Here is a 19994-nt window from a genome sequence, read left to right as displayed (position 1 = left end):
GAGACAAGCGCGACGGGGCCGGCCGGGCAGGCGGAGGGCCTGCCCGGCCGGCCCCAGGTCACTGCGGGATCAGTTCGACCCGGCGGTTCTTCGCCCGGCCGTCGTCGGTGGCGTTCGGCGCCACCGGCGCCAGCGGCCCGACGCCGGCCGCGTTCAGCCGGCTGGCCGGCACGCCGTACTGCTTGACCAGCGCGGCCACCACAGCTGTCGCCCGGGCCCGTGACAGGGCCATGTTGGAGTCCATGCCGCCGACATTGTCGGTGTGGCCGACGACATGGATCTTCATCGTCGGGTCGTCCTTGAGGAACTGGGCCACCTGGTCCAGCGCCGGCTGAGAGTCCGGCTTCAGGTCGGTCTTGGCCGTGTCAAAATAGATGCCGTAGATGGCGATGTGGCCCTGCGCCGCCAGGCCCTTCTCGATGTCGGCGGCCGAGACCGTGACCATCTTGTCCTGCAGCGCGCCGGATTCGACGACGTCGAGCTGGACGATGACCTGGCCCTTCTCGACCTCGACGCGCGGCGTGTAGCCATCCTCGTATTCGGTGACATAGAGGGCGATGTCGACCGTGGCGCCGTCCTTCGTCAACTCGGCGGTCAGGAAATGCCCGGCCTCGGTGCTGTACTCGAACAGCTGGGTCTCGATCCCGGCGAAGATGTCGCCCTGGTTCGGACCGATCGCCGCGCCGTCGGCCTTGAACAGCACCTGATAGCCCTTGGCCGCCAGCTCGTTCTGGTAGTTCTCGAACACATCGGCGGAGGAGACGCCGGCCGGCGCGGTGTAGCTGAGGCGGGTCAGCGCGCCGCTGACCTCCTTCGCGGAGGCGAAGGTCGCCTTGCCGCCCGCGTCGACCCCGGTGGCGGGGCCCAGCGCCAGAGTGTAGTGCGTGAACTTCTGGGTGCTGTAGGACACGATCGACGCGCCTTCGAAGCGCTTGATCCCGGGATAGTCCTTGGCGCCCTTGATATCGGCCGCGAGGGCCGGCACCATCGCCGCGGCCAGCAGGCCGAGGGCCAGGGCGGCGACGCGGCCGATCTGCCCGATCATCGATGTCATAATGGGACTCTGCTCCATCCTTATCACCGTCCTGGGACGGCGATCTCATGATACCATCGGCCGCGGCTGGGTCCGCCGCTGGGGCGCTCCGATGGCCGCAGCTGATATAGACCCGGCCGCCGGCCAGTTCTTCCCCCGCGAAATAGGGGGTCGAACGGCGTTTCTGCTCATTGGTTAGGCAAAACTTTCATTGGACAAATTTTAGGCGATGGGCTGATCTGACGGTCCGCAGCAACCATGCCGCCATGCCCAGCCTGAAACAGATTCCGTCAATCGCCCCGCCGCCACCTGATCCCTTCGCCCTGCTGGCATCGCTGCCGGTGGCGGTGCTGGCGGTCGGCCGCGACCGGGTGATCCGCTATGTCAACCTGGCCGCCCAGCAGCTGCTCGACGCCAGCGAATCCGCCCTGGTGGGCCAGGATCTGACCGGCATCGTGCCGGCCGACAGCCCGCTGTTCACCCTGATCGACCAGGCCATCCAGCAGGACCGCAGCGTCGCCGATTACGGCATGCTGCTGGAAAGCCCGCGCATCGGCCGCCGCACGGTCACGGTGACCGTCGGGGCCCTGGTCGACCCGCCGGACCTCGCCGTGGTCAGCCTGTTCGAGGAATCGGTCGCCCGGCGCATCGACACCCAGCTGAACCGCCGCCACGCCGCCCGGTCGATGACCGCGATGGCCGCCATGCTGGCGCATGAGATCAAGAACCCGCTGTCGGGCATCCGCGGCGCCGCCCAGCTGCTTGAGCAGACCGTCGGCGACGAGGACCGGGCCCTGACCCGGCTGATCTGCGAGGAGACCGACCGCATCGTCCGGCTGGTCGACCGCATGGACGCCTTCTCCGACCCCAGCCCGCTGAACCGCGACGCCGTCAACATCCACGAGGTGCTGGAGCGGGCGCGCCAGGTCGCCCAGACCGGCTTCGGCCGCCATGTCCGCTTCGTCGAGCGCTACGACCCGTCGCTGCCCCCGGTGTCCGGGCAGTTCGACCAGCTGGTCCAGGTCTTCCTGAACCTGATCAAGAACGCGGTCGAGGCGGTGCCGGAGGATGGCGAAATCATCATCACCACCGCCTATCAGCGCGGCGTCGTCATCGCCGTGCCGGGCACCAGCCAGCGGCTGAACCTGCCGCTGGTGGTGGCGATCCAGGACAATGGCGACGGCATCCCCGATGACCTCAAGGAGCACCTGTTCGATCCCTTCGTGACCACCAAGTCGGAGGGCTCCGGCCTCGGCCTGGCGCTGGTCGCCAAGATCATCGGCGACCATGGCGGCCTGATCGGCTTCGAGAGCGAGCCGCGCCGCACGGTGTTCCGGATTTCCTTGCCGATCCATGCCGAACCGGCGGTGAACGGCGACAGCGACCACGGAAGCAAGTGATGACGACCGGAACCATCCTCATCGCGGATGACGATCGCGCCATCCGCATGGTGCTGACCCAGGCGCTGTCGCGGCTGGGCCTCGAGGTGCGCAGCACCGGCACCGCCTCGACCCTCTACAAATGGATCCAGGACGGCGTCGGCGACCTCGTCATCACCGATGTGATGATGCCGGACGAGAACGGGCTGGACCTGCTGCCGCGCATCAAGAAGCTGCGGCCGGAGCTGCGCGTCATCGTCATGAGCGCGCAGAACACGCTGCTGACCGCGGTCAAGGCGACCGAGCGGGGCGCGTTCGAGTATCTGCCCAAGCCGTTCGACCTGAAGGAGCTGGTCAGCGTGGTCGAACGCGGCCTGACCCTGCCGCGCCAGGATGCGGTGCCGGGGCCCGGCGCCGAGGACGGCGAGGAGGCGATGCCGCTGATCGGCCGGTCGCCCGCGATGCAGGAGATCTACCGGGTCATGGCCCGGCTGATGGCGACCGACCTGACCGTGATGATCGCCGGCGAGAGCGGCACCGGCAAGGAGCTGGTGGCCCGGGCGCTGCACGATTACGGCCGCCGCCGGTCCGGCCCCTTCGTCGCCATCAACATGGCGGCGATCCCCCGCGACCTGATCGAATCCGAGCTGTTCGGCCATGAGAAGGGCGCCTTCACCGGGGCGCTGTCGCGCTCCACCGGCCGCTTCGAACAGGCCCAGGGCGGCACCCTGTTCCTCGACGAGATCGGCGACATGCCGATGGAGGCCCAGACCCGGCTGCTGCGCGTGCTGCAGGAGGGCGAATACACCACGGTCGGCGGCCGCACGCCGATCCGCGCCGATGTCCGCATCGTCGCCGCCACCCATCGCGACCTGCGCACCATGGTGCGGCAGGGGCTGTTCCGCGAGGATCTGTTCTACCGCCTCAACGTCGTGCCGATCCGGCTGCCGCCGCTGCGCGAGCGGTCGGAGGACATCCCGGCCCTGGTCAGCCACTTCATGCGCCGCGCCGCCGCCGAGGGCATGAGCGAGAAGTCGCTGGACAAGCGGGCGATGGAGCGGCTGACGCGGCACCGCTGGCCCGGCAATGTCCGCGAACTGGAGAACCTGGCCCGGCGGCTCTGCGCCCTCTATTCGCAGGAGACCATCGGGGTCGACGTGATCGAGGCGGAGCTGAGCGACGCACTGCCGCAGCAGGGCCTGGTCGAGCCCGGCGCCGAACCGGCCGGCGAGGGGCTGTCCGCCGCGGTCGAGCGGCATCTGCGCGACTATTTTGCCGCCCATGCCGGCAGCCTGCCGTCCAGCGGACTCTACGACCGCGTGCTGCGCGAGGTCGAGCGGCCGCTGATCACGCTGAGCCTGGGGGCGACCCGCGGCAACCAGATCCGCGCGGCCGAGCTGCTCGGCCTCAACCGCAACACCTTGCGCAAGAAGATCCGCGAGTTAGACATCCCGGTGGTCCGTGGCCTAAGCTAGCCGCTTGACCTTTCCGTCGCCGGCAGACCCATCCCCTATGACGACCAACGCCGCGGGCACACCGACTCTCTGGCGGCAGCTCTACCAATGGGCAGCCCGCGTAGGGCTGGAGAACAAGCTGGCGGTGGTGCTGATCATCGCCGCTGTCGGCTCCGGCATCGCCACCTACACCGCGCTCAGCAGCAATTCGCTGTTCGGAAAGGATGCCGACCGGGTGTCGCTGCTGCTGGTGCTCGACCTCAGCATCCTCCTGATGCTCGGCGCGATCGTGGCGCGGAGGCTGGTCCGGATCTGGGCGGCGCGCCGCCGGGGCTCGGCCGGGTCGCGCCTGCATGTGCGGCTGGTGGCGCTGTTCGCCGTGGTCGCGGTGGCGCCGGCGATCCTGGTCGCGGTGTTCTCCGCCGTGATCTTCAACATCGGGGTGCAGACCTGGTTCTCCGAGCGGGTCTCGACCGCGATCAACGAATCGCTCTCGGTCGCCCAGGTCTATCTCGAGGAGAACCAGAACAGCATCCGCTACGCCGCGCAGAGCATCGCGTCGACGATCGAGCGGGCCTATTCGCAGTATCCGGAGCTGATCGACGGCAACAAATATGCCCTGGTCAGCATCCTCAGCAACATGACGCAGACCTATTCGCTGCCGGACATCCGGATCATCGACCGGCGTGGGCAGGTGATCGCGGAATCGGCCTTCGCCAAGGGGCTCAAGCTGGACATGGTCGACCAGGACCAGTACCGGCGGGCCTCGTCCGGCGATGCCGGGTACGGGCCGGTCGAACTGATCGTCGACAGCCAGACCGACCGGGTGCGCGCGCTGGTGCGGCTGAACGGCTTTCCCTTCGAGGCGTTCCTGCTGATCGCCAAGCAGGTCGACCCGGAGGCGCTGGCGTATGTCGAGCAGACCAAGGGCGCCGTGGCCGACTACCGCGCGCTGGAGGGCAGGCGGTCGCAGCTGCAGCTGATCTTCACCGCGATCTACGTCACGGTGGCGGTGCTTTTGCTGATGGCCGCGGTGTGGATCGGCCTGGTCTTCGCCGACACTTTGGTGCGGCCGCTGCGCGAGCTGATCATGGCGTCCGAGCGGGTGCGCGCCGGCGACCTGTCGATCCGGGTCCAGGGCAGCGACAGCACCGACGAGCTGGGCAGCCTGGCCCGGTCGTTCAACCGCATGACCAACCAGCTGGAAAGCCAGCGCCGCGAGCTGATCGAGGCCAACCGCCAGCTCGACCAGCGCCGGCAGTTCACCGAGACCGTGCTGTCCGGCGTCTCGGCCGGCGTCCTCGGCCTCGACCAGGACGGCCGGGTCAACCTGCCGAACCGGTCGGCCACCGAGCTGCTGGGCCGGTCGCTCGACGAGCTGGTGGGCGAGCCGCTCGAGACTGCGGTGCCCGAGATGGCCGAGCTGCTGGCCAGCGCCCGCAACCGCCAGGGGCGGGTGGTCGAGGGCCAGGTGAAGATCCGCCGCGACAGCGAGAACCGGGTGCTGCTGGCCCGCATCGCCGCCGAGCGGCTGGACGGCGAGGTCCGCGGCTTCGTCGTCACCTTCGACGACGTGACCGAGCTGCTGTCGGCCCAGCGCAAGGCGGCCTGGGCCGATGTCGCCCGGCGGATCGCGCATGAGATCAAGAATCCTCTGACCCCGATCCAGCTGTCGGCGGAACGCCTGAAGCGCAAATATCTCAAGCAGATCACGGACGACCCTCAGACCTTCATCACCTGCACCGAGACAATCGTGCGCCAGGTCGGCGACATCGGCCGGATGGTCGACGAGTTCTCGGCCTTCGCCCGCATGCCGACGCCGGTGATGAAGGCGATCGACCTGTCGGAGACCTGCCAGCAGGCGATGTTCCTGCAGCGCAACGCCCATGCGAAGATCGGCTTCGCCTTCAGCCAGCCCGACCAGCGCCCCCAGGTGCCCTGCGATTCCCGGCAGCTGTCGCAGGCCGTGACCAACCTGCTGCAGAATGCCGCGGACGCGATCGACGGCCGCATCGCCGAGGGCCGTGACCTGCCCAAGGGTGCGGTCCGCCTGATCCTGGACTATTTCGACGGCGAGGCCTGGATCACGGTGGAGGACAACGGCAAGGGACTGCCGACCGCCGACCGCGACCGGCTGACCGAACCCTATGTCACCACCCGCACCAAGGGCACCGGATTGGGCCTCGCCATCGTCAAGAAAATCATGGAGGATCACGGCGGCCGCCTGGTCCTGGAAGATCGTCTCGGCGGCGGTGCGAGGGTCAGCCTCGTATTTCCGCTGGAACAGGCGGGCATGCCGGTTGTTCCAACCGGTGACGAGCCAAGCGAATCGACCGAGCAGGTGACGACTGCGGGCTCCAAGGACGCGGTGGGCCATGGCGCATGACATTCTCGTCGTAGACGACGAGGCGGATATCCGAATGCTCATCTCGGGCATTCTCGACGACGAAGGCTATACGACGCGGGAAGCCGGCGACACGACGCAGGCGCAGCAGGAGCTTGCCGCGCGCCAGCCCAGCCTGGTGGTGCTCGACGTCTGGCTGCAGGGCAGCCCGATCGACGGGCTGGAGCTGCTAGACATCATCCGCCGCGACCATCCCGGCGTGCCGGTGCTGATGATCAGCGGCCACGGCAACATCGAGACCGCGGTCACCGCGATCAAGCACGGCGCCTACGACTTCATCGAGAAGCCGTTCAAGTCCGACCGGCTGCTGCTGATGGTGGACCGCGCCATCGAGGCGGCGCGGCTGCGGCGCGAGAACGCCGAGCTGCGGCTGCGCGCCGGCACCGAGGTCGAACTGATCGGCCAGTCCGCGGTGATCGGCCAGCTGGCCCAGCAGATCGAGCGGGCGGCGCCGACCGGCAGCCGGGTGCTGATCACCGGCCCGGCCGGGGTCGGCAAGGAGGTGGTGGCCCGCCAGATCCACGTCCTGTCCAAGCGCGCCGACGGCCCGTTCATCGCCCTGAACTGCGCCGCGATGCATCCCGACCGGCTGGAGGAGGAGCTGTTCGGGGTCGAGACCACGATCGACGGCGTCACCAGCACCCGCAAGGTCGGCACCTTCGAACAGGCCCATGGCGGCACCCTGCTGCTGGACGAGGTGGCGGACATGCCGCTGGTCACCCAGGGCAAGATCGTCCGGGTGCTGCAGGAGCAGACCTTCGTCCGGGTCGGCGGCGCCACCCGGGTCGAGGTCGATGTCCGCGTCATCGCCTCCTCGAACCGCGACCTGCCGGGCGAGATCGCCGAAGGGCGGTTCCGCGAGGACCTGTACTACCGCCTCAACGTCGTGCCGATCGCGGTGCCGCCGATGGCCGCCCGGCGCGAGGACATCCCGCTGCTGGCCCGCCACTTCATGCAGCGCGCCGCCGACACCCAGGGGCTGATGCCGCGCCAGATCGGCGAGGACGCCATGGCGGCGCTGCAGGCCTACAGCTGGCCCGGCAATGTCCGCCAGCTGCGCAACGTCGTGGAATGGCTGCTGATCATGGCGGCCGGCGACAATTCGATGCCGATCCATGCCGACATGCTGCCGCCCGAGATCGGCGCCATCGCCCCGGCGGTGCTACGCGGCGACCGCGGCAGCGAGATCATGGGCCTGCCGCTGCGCGACGCGCGCGAGCTGTTCGAGCGGGAGTACCTGATCGCCCAGGTCACCCGCTTCGGCGGCAACATCAGCCGGACGGCGGAGTTCATCGGCATGGAGCGGTCGGCCTTGCATCGCAAGATGAAGAGCCTGGGCGTGCACGGCGCCGGCGACCGGCCCGGCAAGCTCGTCGACTGACACCCATCGGAAGAGCGGGAGACACCAGGGAATGGCGCGCGACGCCTATGTGAACGGGCGATATGTGCCGCATGCCCAGGCGGCGGTGCATGTCGAGGACCGGGGCTTCCAGTTCGCCGATGGCGTCTACGAGGTCGTGTGCATCCGCAATGGCCGGCTGATCGACGAGGACGGCCATCTCGACCGGCTCGACCGTTGTCTGGGCGAGCTGCGCATCGCCTGGCCCTGCGAGCGCCGGGTGATGCGGCTGATCATGCGCCGGCTGATCGGGCGCAACGGCGTGCGCAACGGGCTGATCTACCTGCAGGTGACGCGGGGCACGGCGGCGCGCGACTTCCGCTTCCCCGCGGCGGCGCGGCCGACCCTGGTGATGACCACGCGGCGCGCGGCCCTGGCGGCCAACGCCCGGGCCGGGGTCCGGGTGATCACCATCCCCGACATCCGATGGAAGCGCTGCGACCTCAAGACCGTCGGCCTGCTGGCCCAGGTGCTGGGCAAGCAGGAGGCGGCGGAGCGCGGTGCCTTCGAGGCCTGGCAGGTGGACGAGGACGGCTTCGTCACCGAGGGCACGTCGTCCAACGCCTGGATCCTGACCGCGGATGGGGCCCTGGTCACCCGACCGGCCAGCCACGACATCCTCAACGGCATCACCCGCCAGTCGATTCTGAGGATCGCGGCGGCGGAGGGCGTGCGTTTCGAGGAGCGACCGTTCGACCTCGACGAGGCCTATGCGGCGCGCGAGGCCTTCGTCAGCAGCGCCACCAGCTTCGTCACCCCGGTGGTGCGGATCGATGACCGCGCCGTCGGGGACGGCACGCCCGGCGCCCTGGGCCGCCGGTTGCTGGAGGCGTATGTCGCCCATGCCGAAGGTGCCGGCGCATCGTGATCATGTCGATGTGTCTCTTTTCTCCGGCCTATCGCTTCCCATATTGTCCAACGGTGCCACATCGTGTGGCTCGGGCCCGACGGGGCTCCAATAAAATCAAGCAGCAGGATCCGAACTATGTCTGAAAAGGCACAAAACGTTCAGGACGTGTTTCTCAACAACGTCCGCAAGAACAAGATCCCGGTGACGATCTTCCTCGTCAACGGGGTGAAGCTCCAGGGAATCATCACTTGGTTCGACAACTTCTCGGTCCTGCTACGCCGTGACGCGCATTCGCAGTTGGTCTACAAGCATGCCATCTCGACCGTGATGCCGGCGCATCCGATCCAGCTGTTCGAGCCGCAGAAGGAAGAGGCCTGATCCCTTTGGGACAGAATCTCGGTGTGGATGGCGCGTCCTCTGGGCGCGCCATCGTCATTCACCCCGTGCTCCCCAGCGCCCGCCACGACACCGGCCGCACCCCCGAAGCCTCACTCGAGGAGGCGGTCGGCCTGTCACGCGCGATCTCCCTCGAGGTCGCCGAGGCGCGCTGCGTCCGTGTCGCCCAGCCGCGCCCCGCCACCCTGATCGGCGAGGGCGCGCTGGAGGAGCTGTCGACCGTGGTCGCCGCGACCGAAGCCGGGCTCGTCGTGGTCGACGCGACGCTGAGCCCGGTGCAGCAGCGCAACCTCGAGCGGCGCTGGAAGGTCAAGGTCATCGACCGCACCGGCCTGATCCTCGAGATCTTCGGCGAACGGGCCCGCACCCGCGAGGGTCAGCTGCAGGTCGAGTTGGCGCATCTCAGCTACCAGCGCTCGCGCCTGGTGCGGTCCTGGACCCATCTGGAGCGGCAGCGCGGCGGTGCCGGCTTCCTCGGCGGCCCCGGCGAAACCCAGATTGAGTTGGATCGCCGCCAGATCGACGACCGCATCATCCAGATCAAGCGGCAGCTGGACGACGTCCGCCGCACCCGGTCGCTGCACCGCGACGCCCGGGCGCGGGTGCCGTATCCGGTGGTGGCGCTGGTCGGCTACACCAACGCCGGCAAGTCGACCCTGTTCAACCGGCTGACCCGGGCCACGGTGCTGGCCAAGGACATGCTGTTCGCCACCCTTGACCCGACCATGCGGGCGATCGAGGCGGGGCAGGGGCGCAAGATCATCCTGTCCGACACCGTCGGCTTCATCTCCGACCTGCCGACCCATCTGGTCGCCGCCTTCCGCGCCACGCTGGAGGAGGTGCAGGCCGCGGATGTGATCCTGCATGTCCGCGACATCGCTCATCCCGACACCGAATCCCAGCGCGAGGACGTCGAAGGCGTGCTGCGCGACCTGGACATCGACATCGACGCCGACGGGCGGGTGATCGAGGTGCTGAACAAGGCCGACCTGCTGCCGGAGCATGAGCGCGAGACGCTGGCGGCCGCGGGCCGCCGTCGCGGCCACGACACGGCGGTGATCTCGGCCCTGACCGGCGAGGGCTGCGACGCGCTGCTGGCGCTGGTCGCGACCCGGATCAACGCCGACCGCGAGACCCTGACGGTGAAGCTGGATATCGCCGACGGCCGCACCATGGCCTGGCTGCACAGCCATGGCGAGGTGCTGGAGGCGCGCGACGACGGCGCCCATGTCTTCGTCCGCGTCCGGCTGCACCCGAACGACGCCGCGCGGCTGCACCGCCAGCTCGGCACCACCCGCCACTGAGGATGCCGACCTGATGCGCCTGCCCGAGATCGACCAGGTCGCCGCCCTGATCGCCGAAACGGCGCGGGAGCTGATCCTGCCGCGCTTCGGCCGGCTGGAGGCGGGGGCGGTGATGGAGAAGGCGCCCGGCGACCTCGTCACCATCGCCGACCAGGAGAGCGAGATCCGGCTGGCCGAGCGGCTGCCCGCGCTGCTGCCCGGATCGCGCGTGCTGGGGGAGGAGGCCTACGCCAAGGACCCCGCCGTGCTCGACCTGCTGGACGGCGACGACCCGGTCTGGATCGTCGACCCGGTCGACGGCACCGCCAATTTCGTCGCCGGCCGGCCGCGCTTCGCCACCATCGTCGCCCTGGCGCGCAAGGGCGAGACGCTGATGGGCTGGATCCACCTGCCGGTCGAGGACCGCACCGCCTGGACCATCCGCGGCGAGGGCGCCTGGCTCGACGGCAGGCGCCTGACCCTGGCCAGGCCGGGTCCGCTGGCGGCGCTGCGCGGCGGCTTCAACCTGGCCAAGCGGCCGCTTGGCTATGCCGAGGGGCTGGTCCGGCTGCGCGATGCGCTGGCATCGCAGGTCCATGTCAACTGCGCCGGCGCCGACTACATCGACGCCGTCGAGGGGCGGATCGACATCCTGGCTTATCGCAAGCTGTTCCCCTGGGACCATGCGGCCGGGACGCTGATGCACGCCGAGGCCGGCGGCTGGGCCGCGGTGATGGACGGCACCCGCTACCGTCCGACCCTGCGCCAGGGCCCCATCCTGGTGGCGCCCGACGAGCCCAGCTGGCACGCCGCCCGCGCCGCCATGGGCGATATCGCCGCCGCGGCCTGACACCCGACAGAACCCGAGACAAGAAGCGAAAGGAATCCCCATGTCCCGCACCGTCACCGCCTCCGGGCTGGAGATCGACGACGTCGAAATCGGCACCGGCGCCGAGGCCAAGGCCGGCGTCACCGTGACCGTGCACTACACCGGCTGGCTGCAGAACGCCGACGGCAGCGCCGGCACGAAGTTCGATTCCAGCAAGGACCGCAACGAGCCGTTCCGCTTCCCGCTGGGCGGCGGCCGGGTGATCAAGGGCTGGGACGAGGGCGTCGCCGGCATGAAGGTCGGCGGCAAGCGCCGGCTGACCATCCCGGCCGCCCTGGGCTATGGCGCGCGCGGCGCCGGCGGCGTCATCCCGCCGAACGCCACCCTGATCTTCGACGTCGAACTGCTGGGCGTCTGATCGTTCGCCGAACGCCGGGTCGGCTCGCCGACCCGGCGTTCGGCGGTCAGTCCGGCAGCCGTCGAAACGTGGAGACGACCACCAGCTCCTGCGGATACGACACATCCGGCTTGGCCTGTCCGCCGGACTTTTTCAGCTCCTCCGCCGAGAGCGCCACCGTCAGCGTGAGTTGCCGCTCCTCGACCTCAACGGACAAGGTCCGCCTGGCGCCGTTGCCAGCCGGGATCGGAGCCTTGATGGTTGTCGACGCGATTCGATCGGGTCCCAGCCATCGATAGGTGCCGTGTGATCCCTTGTGCGAACTGGCGAAGATCCGCCACGTTCCATCGGTGCTGAAGTCGATGATCGAGCGGCCCTTGTCCGAGACGGGCCGATCCGTATCGCCCTTTCCATCGACGACCCGTCGCTGGGAGACCAGTTCCCATCGGCCGATCAGCAGCTCTGCAGGTGTCTGAGCAAAGGCCGCAGTGCAAGCCAGGAATGCGACCGTCATCGCGGTGACGGCGGGGAGGCGGCCCCTGCCTGACAGCATTGCCATCCTCACGCTACCCTTTCCGCCTGCTTGGCGGCGACCCACAGCGCCTCCATCTCGTCCAGGCTGGCGCCGGCGGGGTCGCGGCCCACGGCCTTCAGCGCGGCCTCCAGGTGGCGGAAGCGGCGCTCGAACTTGGCGTTGGTGCGGCGCAGGGCGGCATCGGGGTCGACCTCGTAACGGCGGGCGAGGTTGACGGCGCAGAATAGCAGGTCGCCGATCTCGTCCTCGATCCGCTCCTTCGGCGCCTTGGCGTCGATCTCCGCCCGGATCTCCGCGACCTCCTCGTCGATCTTGTCGAGGATGTCGGCCGGGTCGGTCCAGTCGAAGCCGACGCGGGCGGCGCGCTTCTGCAGCTTCAGCGCCCGGGTCAGGCTGGGCAGGCCGGCGGCGATGCCGTCCAGCGCGCCGGCGGCCCGGCCTTCGATGGCGGCCTTGGCCGCTCGCTCCTCCGCCTTCTGCCGCTCCCACTGCGCCGGCATGCCGTCGGCATCGACCGGCTGGTCGCCGAAGACATGGGGGTGGCGGCGGATCATCTTGTCGACGATGCCGGCGGCGACACCGGCGAAATCGAACGCCCCGCGCTCCTCCGCCATCCGCGAATGGAACGCGACCTGGAACAGCAGGTCGCCGAGCTCGTCCTTCAGCTCGTCCATCGCGTCGCGCTCGATCGCGTCGGCCACCTCATAGGCCTCCTCGATGGTGTAGGGCGCGATGGTGCGGAAGTTCTGCTCGATGTCCCAGGGGCAGCCGGCCTGCGGGTCGCGCAGCCGCGCCATCACCTCGATCAGGCGGCGCGTGGCGTCGCCGGCGTCGGGGGACTCATCGGGACGGTCGGTCATGTCGGTCTCCGGAACGAACGATGCCCATCTGGTATCGCATCCCGGCGATCCCCGCAAATTGGGGACCTGCGGCGGCCGACGATCCTTCCTATACTCCGGCCCGGGCATCGCGCCCTGATCTGGAGGGGACTACCTGATGAACCTGTTGCGATCTCTCAAAACCCTGGCGCTGGTCGGCGGCCTCGCCGCCGCGGTGACCCTGTCGGCCTGTGCCGACCAGAACGCGCCGGCGCCGGCCCCGGTGGCCCCGACTGGCCCGACCCTGCTGTTCTCCTACGAGGCGCTGACCTTCAAGTCGCTCGGCCTCGACGAGAACAAGGCGCAGTACCCCGAGCGCGCCGCCTTCACCGAGCAGGTGCGGGACACCGAGCTGCCGAAGATCCTGGAGCTGCTGAAGCTTCCGGCCGATCAGGTGCAGACCGAGGTCACGCCGGGCGGCTACGAGCTGCACACCAACGCCTCGCTGCAATCCGCCTTCGAGACCGACCCCGATACGGCGACCAAGCTCGCCGCCGCGCTAGGCTACACCTTCCGGCAGTGGAGCGTGCTGGTCACCGACTTCACGCCCGAGGGCCAGGGCAACACCGCCTTCGCCGTGGTCACCTTCAAAGACCATGCGCCGACCGGGCCGGAGGCGCAGGCCTTCTACGAGCATGCGGCGTCGGTGAACAAGGGCCTCGGCGGCGGCTACACCGCCTTCGGCCACGACCTATTCTTCCTGAACATCGCCGACTCCACGGGCAAGGCCTATAGCGGCCTCGACGACGCCACCTTCGTCGCCGAGCTGACCAAGGCGGCCGGCAGCTTCACCCAGACGCCGGTGTCGGTCACCCGCTCCGGCCGGGTTGACGCCCGCTTCGTGGAGAACGACTGGGCCAAGGCCAAGACCGGCCAGGACTACGCCAAGATCCTCGGGCGGGACCTGACCCGGAAGCTGACCCAACTGCGCCGCGAGCATGACAAGGCGCTGCGCGCCTTCGGCGCCGAGCACGGCTGGAAGTAGGACGCGGACGGACGGGCGCCGCATCCCCTAGGGGACGCGGTGCCCCGTCTTACTCCGCGGCCTCGGCCTGCGCCGTGTCGGGCACCGGGCGTGGCGCCGGCCGGCGGCTGAAGCGCTGGGCCAGCAGGACCCCCAGCAACACCAGCCCGCCGCCGGTCAGATGGTACAGGTGCACGGTCTCGCCCAGCACCGCCACTGCGATCGCCGCGGTCATGACAGGCGCCAGGTTGATGAAGATGCTGGTGCGGCTGGCCCCGAGCAGTCGGATCGCCTGCATCCACAGATACGGCGCCAGGATCGAGGTCGGGATCCCGGCATAGAGCACCAGCCCGATCGCGGTCGCGCTGTGCGGCGCCGATGGCGCCAGCGCCCAGCCCGGCAGCAGGAACAGCGTGGCGAAGGCGATCTGCATGTACAGCGACGGCCAGGCCGGCAGCGGCATCGCCCAGCGCCGCAGCAGCACGCTGTAGCCGGCATAGGCGACGCAGGCGACCAGCATCATGCCGTCGCCCGGCGACAGGCCACCGGTGAACACCGAGGCGGGATCGCCCTGGCCCATCAGCAGCGTCAGCCCGAACAGCGACAGCACCCCGCCGGCCACCATGCCCAGGCTGGGCGCCTCGGCCAGCAGCAGGCTGGACAGCGCCATGGTCAGCAGCGGCACCAGCGACACCACGAAGCCCATCTTGGTGGCCGAGGTGGTCTCGGCCGCGTAATAGGCCAGGCCCTGATAGGTCGCCATGCCGAGCAGTCCCAGCACCGCCAGCTTCGGCAGCTGCCGCAGGATCTCGCGCCGCAGCCGCCACACCTGGTGCAGCAGGAAGGGCGACAGCAGCAGCAGCGCCAGCAGCCAGCGCTCGAAGGCGATGACGCTGGGGTGGATCGCGGTGGCCGCCAGCTTGGTGACGACGACGTTGCCGGACCAGATCGCGATGGTCACGACCGGCAGCGCGAGGTACCGCAAGGGCAGGGTGGGGCTCTGGTTTGGCATGCCGCAACCCTAGCGTCTGGCGGCTTAGAGATATATAATGAGTTTCGGACAGGCGATGGAGAGGACTGGACATGACTGACGCCGGATCCCCCGACCGCAGGCCCGATCTCTACGGCGATCAGCCCGACCCGCTGTCCTTCCGAACCGAGGACTATCCCGCCGGCATGGTCTGGCCCGTGGTGACACTGCCCTGGGGCAAGCTGAACTATGCCGTCCGCGGCTTGATGCAGACGACGATCGGCGGCGTGCACTACCTGTCGCCGCCGCATTACGCGATCTGGAACCCGCCGGACATGCCACATGCCTGCCAGAACCGCGATGCGGTGCGCTATGTCTCGATCTATGTGGTGCGCGAACTCTGCGCCGACCTGCCGGCCGAGCCCTGCACCCTGAACCTCAGCCCGCTGATCAAGGCGATCCTGGCCGATTTCGACGCCCGGAAGATCCGCGTGCCGAAAAGCGACGCCGATCTGCGGCTGGCCCAGGTGCTGGTCGACCAGATCCGGCTGGCGCCGCGCCACGCCTCCTACCTGCCGGTGTCGGACGACCCGGTGCTGCGCCTCGTGCTGGAGGCGCTGCAGCGTGATCCGGGGGACCGCCGATCGCTGGCCGAATGGGCGCGGATCACCGGCACCACCGAGCGCACGCTGTCGCGCCACTGCCAGCGCGACCTCGGCATGTCCTTCGCCGAATGGCGCCAGCGGATGAAGCTGGTGGCCGCCCTGTCCCGGCTGGAGGAGGGCCAGCCGGTGCGGCAGGTGGCGGTGTCGCTGGGCTACGGCAACGCCTCGGCCTTCATCGCCATGTTCCACCGCCTGACCGGGACGACGCCAGACCAGATGCGCAAGGACGGCACCCGCCGGGACAACGCCGCGGCGTGACGGAGGGCGTCCGGGTCCCGGCATCGTCTCCGCGGAGAGAGAACCGTCAGCCGGTCTGCACTAGAAGAATTCGCTGAGGAACGCGGCCGCCTCGTCCGACAGGCCGACGATCTTGTTCGTCGCCTGACGATAGAATTTGAAGTTGAGCTCGGTCCCGGGTCGGCCGTCATTCCACTCGGTGAACAGCTTGAGCTCGCGCCGCCCCAGCGGCCGCTTCGCCAGTGCGGTGCGCCGGATGGTGAGGCTCACCCGCGGCGTCTGCCGGGCGATGCCGGGCAGCTTCGCGATCGCTTCGGCCGAGGTGACGATGCCGCGCGCGATCAGGCCTTGCCCGCCCTCGGTCTCGCTCGCGAACACGAAGACCGTGTCGCCTTCGGCGATATGCTTGCCGCCATACATCGTCTTCTGCGCGGCGAACGCGAACGTCTCCGCCCTCGGATCGACAATCTCGGCTTTGATCGCGAACGCCATGTTTCTCTCTACTCGAACATCCCCTTCGGCGTCTCGCCCTTCAGGAACGGCTCGATGATGGCCGCCAGCAGCTCGGTCTGGCCGATGACGGCGGTGTGCGACGTCGCGGGCAGGACGGCGAGGCGCGAGGCGGGCAGCGGCTTGCCCATGTCGCCCATGCCGCCGCCGCCGAGCAGCCGGAACAGCGCGACCGAATGCTCGAGGGTCGCCACGTCGGCGTCACCGGTGATGATCAGCACCGGAGTCCTCAGCGCCTTGACGTCGGCGCCCCAGGCCATCGGCTCGTGCTCCAGCGCGATCAGCTTGCGGACCAGCTCCGGAAAGCCGTCGGGGTTGGCGGCGAGCTTGCGATAGGCCTCGGCGAACACCGGCATGCCGACGAACATCTCCACCGTCATCTGCGGGATGAAGGCCGTGAACTCCGGCTGCCAGCCCTGGGCGTCGTAGGCGGCGGAGGCCATCACCAGCTTGTTCACCTTCTCCGGGTGGCGGATGGCCAGCTGCAGCCCGGCGGCGGCGCCCATGGAATAGCCGAACACGTCGGCCTGCTTCAGGCCGACCTTGTCCATGAAGGCGGCCACATCGTCCGCCAGGGCGGGATAGGTGATCGGGCGGTCGATGTCGGTGGTGCGGCCGTGGCCCTGGAATTCGATCGCATAGACCTTGTGGGTCTCGGCGAGCCTGGGGATGATCGCGCCCATGGACGGGATGTTCATGTAGGCGCCGTGCAGCACGACCAGCGGAGCGCCGGTGCCGGACACCTCGTAATACATCTGCATGCCGTTGACCTCGACGCGGTCGCCGGCCGGCTGGGCCTCGGCCAGGGCAGGGGCGGCGACCAGCAGGGCTGCGGCCATCAGGGCTGTGCGGATCATGGGGATCTTCCTCTCCATCTCGTGCGTTTTCGCCAACGCCGGCTGTAAGACGAAGGGCCGTTCCATGATCCGACATGTCCCGACCGAAATATTTCCCCGACTGAACTATTTTCAACGGGATCCTGCGCCTGTGCCGCTCTCGCTGCGGAGGCCCGGCCTCTCCCCCACCGTCATTGCGAGGAGGCGAAGCCGACGAATCCATCCATGGCGCCGCCTGGCATGGATGGATTCGCTACGCTCGCAATGACGAAGAGGGGGCAGGCGAGGCCGCTCTTTCCCGCCAACTCACCCCGCCAGCCAGACCTTGTTCAGGTGCATCTCGCGGGCGAAGTGGTATTCGAAGCCCTGCAGCTTGTCGCTGCTGGCGGTGAAGATCTTCAGCCAGAACGGGATGATGGCGATCGCGTCCTCCTGCATGATCTGCTCCAGCCGGTGCACCAGCACCTTGCGCTTCTCGATGTCGAGCGTGGCCTGGGCCTGGTCCAGCACCTGGTCGAATTCCAGGTTGGAATAGCCGGTCTCGTTCCAGGCCACGCCGGTGCGGTAGGCCAGGGCCAGCACCTGCACCGCCAGCGGCCGGGTCAGCCACTGCGTCACCGAGAACGGCCATTTGGTCCAGCGGTCCCAGAAGGTGGCGCCGGGCAGCACATTGACCTTGAGGTCGATGCCCGCGGGCTTCACCATCTCGGACAGCACCGTGGCGGTGTCGATCTCGTGCTTCAGCGCATCCTGGCAGTTGATCTCGATCGACAGCCCGTTGGGATAGCCCGCCTCGGCCAGCAGCCTCTTCGCCTTGTCGATGTCCGGCGGCGGCAGGGGCAGGGGCGTGTATTCCGGGTGGATCGGCGAGACATGCACGTCCTCGCCCGGCGTGCCGAAGCCCTGATAGGCCAGCTGGGTCAGGCGCGCATGGTCGACGCAGGCCTGGATCGCCTGGCGCACCGGCTTCTGGTCGAACGGCTTCTCGCTGATGCGGAAGCGGGCAACGCCGGTCTCCGCCGTCAGCTTGTCATAGAGCTTCAGCCCTGGGATACCCTGGACCGCGGGGAGCAGGTTGACCGGCACCTGGCTCACCAGGTCGACCTGGCCGGAGCCCAGCGCCGCCAGCCAGGCGGACGGGTCGCTGCCGAGATCGACATATTCGACGCCGTCGAGATAGACCTCGTCGCCCCAGTATTCCGCCGCCGGCCGCTTCTCGAACACCGCGCGCGACCCCACCGCCACCTCCTTCAGGCGGAACGGGCCGGTGCCGATCGGCGTCTTCATCAGGTTGGCGCCGTCCTTGGCGAAGTCGCGATGGGTGATCAGCGCGGGATAGTCGCCCAGGCTTTCCGGGAACTGCAGCATCGGGGTCTGCAGGTGGAAGCGCACGGTGTGGTCGTCGACCTTCTCCAGCGCGCCCGGCGCCAGCTTGACCGTGTCGCCGTCCTTCACCGTCAGGCCGCTGAAGCGGCCCTGGTTCGAGGACCCGGTCTTGCTGTCCAGCCAGCGGGTGAAGGTGGCGATCACGTCGTCGGCGCCGAAATCGTCGCCGTTGTTCCACTTCACGCCCTGGCGGAGGTGGAAGGTCCATTGGCTGACATCGTCATTGGCCTCCCAACGCTCGGCCAGCCAGGGGCGGGAGATGTCGTCGGTGCCGATCGACACCAGCGGCTCGACGATCAGCCGGGCGACATTGCCCTTCTCCGACCAGTCGAAGATCGCGGGGTCGGCGCAGTCCATCACCGGCATGCCGATGCGCAGGATTCCGCCCTTGCGCGGTGTGTCCTGGGCCATCGCCTGCGGGATCGCGGCGTCGCCGGTGATCCGGCCGGCCATGGCGTAGGCCGCCGGGGCGGCCATGCCGAGCAGGGCGGCGGTGCGGATGAAGTCGCGCCGGCCGATCCGCCCGGCCTTCAGCTGTTCGGCCATCGGCGGAATCGCCGGATGCAGATCGCGCAAGGTCTCGTCGTCCATGATGCACCCCTGTCAGTTGCAGTCCGGCCCTTGCCTGGGCCGGTTTCGTTGCGATCGGTTCAGCCGAGCCGGGCGAGGGCGAGGAAGGCCCGGGCCGCCATCAGGTCGAGATGCCCGCCCCCGGCGTTCTTGAACAAGGTGATCTCGGCGGGCGAGCGGCGGCCTGCGGCGCCGGCGCAGAGTTCGGCCAGATCGGCCACGACATCGGTGGCAGAGATGGTTCCTGCGGCGATCGCCTGGGTGAACTCGCCGCAGCCCTCGACCGCGAAGCGTCGGGTGTCGACGAACAGCCGCGCCCGCCGCATCGTATCGTCATCGACCTCCCGCATCTCCGGCGTGAAGGAACCGACCAGGTCGACATGCGCGCCCGGCTTCAGCCAGCGCCCGTGCAGCACCGGCATGGCGGAGGCGGTGACGCAGGAGACGATATCCGCGGCGCGCACCGCCGCCTCGGCATCCGCGGCCGCGGCGATCTCGACGCCGGGGAGGGAGAGGCCGGCAGCCAGCGCCCGGGCCTTGTCGCCGCTGCGGTTCCAGATCGCCACGCGCCGCAGCGACGGCCGCACCGCCAGGAGGTAGCGGATCTGGGTCTCCGCCTGGGCGCCGGCCCCCAGCACCGCCAGGGTCTCGGCATCCGGCCGCGCGAGCAGGCTGGCGCCCAGGGCGGAATCGGCCGCGGTCTTGGCGCGGGTGAAGCTCTCGCCGGTGATCACCGCCTCGGGCCGCCCGTCCTGCCCGTCGAACAGCACCACCACTGAGCGGATGTTGGGCCCGGCGTCGCGGCCTTCATTGCCGGGGAACACCGCCGCCAGCTTCGCCCCCAGCGCCTCGCCGGGCCGCCACGCCACCCAGGTCAGCAGGCTGTTGGCGGAATCCGGCTCCGTCATCAGCAGCCGCTCGACCTCGCCGATGCCCTTGAGATGCCCGAGCCGCAGCTGCTCGACCAGCCACAGCGGGTCGACCGCCAGCGCATCGGCATCGATGGCGAGGATGGCCAC

At 69.1% G+C, this 19994-nt stretch carries 19 protein-coding genes; 11 read left to right on the top strand and 8 right to left on the bottom strand.

Annotated features, from left to right (window positions below; genetic code table 11):
* Window positions 1-58 precede the first annotated feature (58 nt).
* Window positions 59-1054, bottom strand: a complete 996-nt coding sequence (locus AB4112_RS25495; protein ID WP_441723762.1) for an OmpA family protein — start codon at window positions 1052-1054, stop codon at window positions 59-61.
* 245 nt (window positions 1055-1299) lie between these two features.
* On the opposite strand from AB4112_RS25495, the gene AB4112_RS25490 reads away from it, so the two are divergent.
* The 9 genes from AB4112_RS25490 (at window position 1300) to AB4112_RS25450 (ending at window position 11445) form a co-directional block, all read left to right on the top strand.
* Entirely contained in the window at window positions 1300-2433 is a 1134-nt protein-coding gene (locus AB4112_RS25490) for a two-component system sensor histidine kinase NtrB (RefSeq protein ID WP_441723760.1), read from the top strand.
* Window positions 2433-3887 carry a nitrogen regulation protein NR(I) gene (gene ntrC, locus AB4112_RS25485; protein WP_309799596.1) on the top strand — a complete coding sequence of 485 codons (1455 nt, stop codon included), beginning with the start codon at window positions 2433-2435 and terminating at the stop codon, window positions 3885-3887. The genes AB4112_RS25490 and ntrC overlap by 1 nt, the downstream gene beginning before the upstream one ends.
* A 37-nt stretch (window positions 3888-3924) precedes the next feature.
* On the top strand, window positions 3925-6252 hold the full coding sequence (locus tag AB4112_RS25480; protein WP_309799594.1) for a sensor histidine kinase NtrY-like: 2328 nt from the start codon (window positions 3925-3927) through the stop codon (window positions 6250-6252).
* Window positions 6242-7651: a nitrogen assimilation response regulator NtrX gene (gene ntrX, locus AB4112_RS25475; protein WP_309799592.1), complete on the top strand. Its 1410-nt coding sequence runs from the start codon at window positions 6242-6244 to the stop codon at window positions 7649-7651. The genes AB4112_RS25480 and ntrX overlap by 11 nt, the downstream gene beginning before the upstream one ends.
* A 31-nt stretch (window positions 7652-7682) precedes the next feature.
* The gene (locus AB4112_RS25470) at window positions 7683-8537 is read left to right on the top strand and encodes a D-amino-acid transaminase (protein ID WP_309799590.1); all 855 of its coding nucleotides are present in this window, start codon (window positions 7683-7685) and stop codon (window positions 8535-8537) included.
* A 117-nt stretch (window positions 8538-8654) separates the two neighbouring features.
* A complete protein-coding gene (hfq, locus tag AB4112_RS25465; protein WP_026870608.1) occupies window positions 8655-8897 on the top strand; it encodes an RNA chaperone Hfq in 243 nt (80 codons plus the stop codon).
* 65 nt (window positions 8898-8962) lie between these two features.
* Window positions 8963-10219 (top strand): GTPase HflX, encoded by a 1257-nt coding sequence (gene hflX / locus AB4112_RS25460; protein WP_309799583.1) that lies wholly within the window; start codon window positions 8963-8965, stop codon window positions 10217-10219.
* A gap of 13 nt (window positions 10220-10232) precedes the next feature.
* Entirely contained in the window at window positions 10233-11048 is an 816-nt protein-coding gene (locus tag AB4112_RS25455) for an inositol monophosphatase family protein (protein WP_309799581.1), read from the top strand.
* A gap of 40 nt (window positions 11049-11088) precedes the next feature.
* Window positions 11089-11445 (top strand): FKBP-type peptidyl-prolyl cis-trans isomerase, encoded by a 357-nt coding sequence (locus AB4112_RS25450; RefSeq protein ID WP_309799580.1) that lies wholly within the window; start codon window positions 11089-11091, stop codon window positions 11443-11445.
* Window positions 11446-11491: 46 nt separating this feature from the next.
* On the opposite strand, the gene AB4112_RS25445 is transcribed toward AB4112_RS25450, so the two are convergent.
* The gene (locus AB4112_RS25445; protein ID WP_441723755.1) at window positions 11492-11983 is read right to left on the bottom strand and encodes a hypothetical protein; all 492 of its coding nucleotides are present in this window, start codon (window positions 11981-11983) and stop codon (window positions 11492-11494) included.
* A 2-nt stretch (window positions 11984-11985) separates the two neighbouring features.
* Window positions 11986-12819 (bottom strand): nucleoside triphosphate pyrophosphohydrolase, encoded by an 834-nt coding sequence (gene mazG, locus AB4112_RS25440; protein ID WP_441723753.1) that lies wholly within the window; start codon window positions 12817-12819, stop codon window positions 11986-11988.
* 136 nt (window positions 12820-12955) lie between these two features.
* Between mazG and AB4112_RS25435 the strand changes: the two genes are divergently transcribed.
* Complete coding sequence (locus AB4112_RS25435) at window positions 12956-13822, top strand: hypothetical protein (protein ID WP_441723751.1); 867 nt, start codon at window positions 12956-12958, stop codon at window positions 13820-13822.
* 49 nt (window positions 13823-13871) lie between these two features.
* Here AB4112_RS25435 and AB4112_RS25430 read toward each other — a convergent pair whose 3' ends face one another.
* Window positions 13872-14813, bottom strand: coding sequence for a DMT family transporter (locus tag AB4112_RS25430; protein ID WP_441723749.1), 942 nt, complete (start codon window positions 14811-14813; stop codon window positions 13872-13874).
* Between the two features lie 71 nt (window positions 14814-14884).
* On the opposite strand from AB4112_RS25430, the gene AB4112_RS25425 reads away from it, so the two are divergent.
* Window positions 14885-15694, top strand: a complete 810-nt coding sequence (locus AB4112_RS25425; RefSeq protein ID WP_441723747.1) for an AraC family transcriptional regulator — start codon at window positions 14885-14887, stop codon at window positions 15692-15694.
* 60 nt (window positions 15695-15754) lie between these two features.
* Here AB4112_RS25425 and AB4112_RS25420 read toward each other — a convergent pair whose 3' ends face one another.
* From AB4112_RS25420 to AB4112_RS25405, 4 genes are all read right to left on the bottom strand, one after another.
* A complete protein-coding gene (locus AB4112_RS25420) occupies window positions 15755-16165 on the bottom strand; it encodes a hypothetical protein (RefSeq protein ID WP_441723745.1) in 411 nt (136 codons plus the stop codon).
* Window positions 16166-16173: 8 nt separating this feature from the next.
* On the bottom strand, window positions 16174-17040 hold the full coding sequence (locus tag AB4112_RS25415) for an alpha/beta fold hydrolase (RefSeq protein WP_441723743.1): 867 nt from the start codon (window positions 17038-17040) through the stop codon (window positions 16174-16176).
* A gap of 285 nt (window positions 17041-17325) precedes the next feature.
* A complete protein-coding gene (locus AB4112_RS25410; protein WP_441723741.1) occupies window positions 17326-18996 on the bottom strand; it encodes an ABC transporter substrate-binding protein in 1671 nt (556 codons plus the stop codon).
* 59 nt (window positions 18997-19055) lie between these two features.
* Complete coding sequence (locus AB4112_RS25405) at window positions 19056-19994, bottom strand: ornithine cyclodeaminase family protein (protein WP_441723739.1); 939 nt, start codon at window positions 19992-19994, stop codon at window positions 19056-19058.

Origin of the sequence: Inquilinus sp. 2KB_23, from assembly GCF_052115705.1 — a bacterium.
Lineage (GTDB): Bacteria > Pseudomonadota > Alphaproteobacteria > DSM-16000 > Inquilinaceae > Inquilinus > Inquilinus ginsengisoli_A.
The sequence above is the reverse complement of the archived record's forward strand: the minus strand, read 5'-3'. Positions and strand labels throughout refer to the sequence as shown.

Bases quoted from the DNA above. Each gene is read 5' to 3' on its own strand.
- AB4112_RS25455 (WP_309799581.1), top strand. From the start codon at position 10,233: ATGCGCCTGCCCGAGATCGACCAGGTCGCCGCCCTGATCGCCGAAACG.
- hfq (WP_026870608.1), top strand. From the start codon at position 8,655: ATGTCTGAAAAGGCACAAAACGTTCAGGACGTGTTTCTCAACAACGTC.
- AB4112_RS25480 (WP_309799594.1), top strand. From the start codon at position 3,925: ATGACGACCAACGCCGCGGGCACACCGACTCTCTGGCGGCAGCTCTAC.
- AB4112_RS25425 (WP_441723747.1), top strand. From the start codon at position 14,885: ATGACTGACGCCGGATCCCCCGACCGCAGGCCCGATCTCTACGGCGAT.
- AB4112_RS25415 (WP_441723743.1), bottom strand. From the start codon at position 17,040: ATGATCCGCACAGCCCTGATGGCCGCAGCCCTGCTGGTCGCCGCCCCT.
- AB4112_RS25410 (WP_441723741.1), bottom strand. From the start codon at position 18,996: ATGGACGACGAGACCTTGCGCGATCTGCATCCGGCGATTCCGCCGATG.
- AB4112_RS25490 (WP_441723760.1), top strand. From the start codon at position 1,300: ATGCCCAGCCTGAAACAGATTCCGTCAATCGCCCCGCCGCCACCTGAT.
- ntrX (WP_309799592.1), top strand. From the start codon at position 6,242: ATGGCGCATGACATTCTCGTCGTAGACGACGAGGCGGATATCCGAATG.
- AB4112_RS25435 (WP_441723751.1), top strand. From the start codon at position 12,956: ATGAACCTGTTGCGATCTCTCAAAACCCTGGCGCTGGTCGGCGGCCTC.
- AB4112_RS25450 (WP_309799580.1), top strand. From the start codon at position 11,089: ATGTCCCGCACCGTCACCGCCTCCGGGCTGGAGATCGACGACGTCGAA.
- AB4112_RS25430 (WP_441723749.1), bottom strand. From the start codon at position 14,813: ATGCCAAACCAGAGCCCCACCCTGCCCTTGCGGTACCTCGCGCTGCCG.
- AB4112_RS25420 (WP_441723745.1), bottom strand. From the start codon at position 16,165: ATGGCGTTCGCGATCAAAGCCGAGATTGTCGATCCGAGGGCGGAGACG.
- mazG (WP_441723753.1), bottom strand. From the start codon at position 12,819: ATGACCGACCGTCCCGATGAGTCCCCCGACGCCGGCGACGCCACGCGC.
- ntrC (WP_309799596.1), top strand. From the start codon at position 2,433: ATGACGACCGGAACCATCCTCATCGCGGATGACGATCGCGCCATCCGC.
- AB4112_RS25495 (WP_441723762.1), bottom strand. From the start codon at position 1,054: ATGACATCGATGATCGGGCAGATCGGCCGCGTCGCCGCCCTGGCCCTC.
- AB4112_RS25470 (WP_309799590.1), top strand. From the start codon at position 7,683: ATGGCGCGCGACGCCTATGTGAACGGGCGATATGTGCCGCATGCCCAG.
- AB4112_RS25445 (WP_441723755.1), bottom strand. From the start codon at position 11,983: ATGGCAATGCTGTCAGGCAGGGGCCGCCTCCCCGCCGTCACCGCGATG.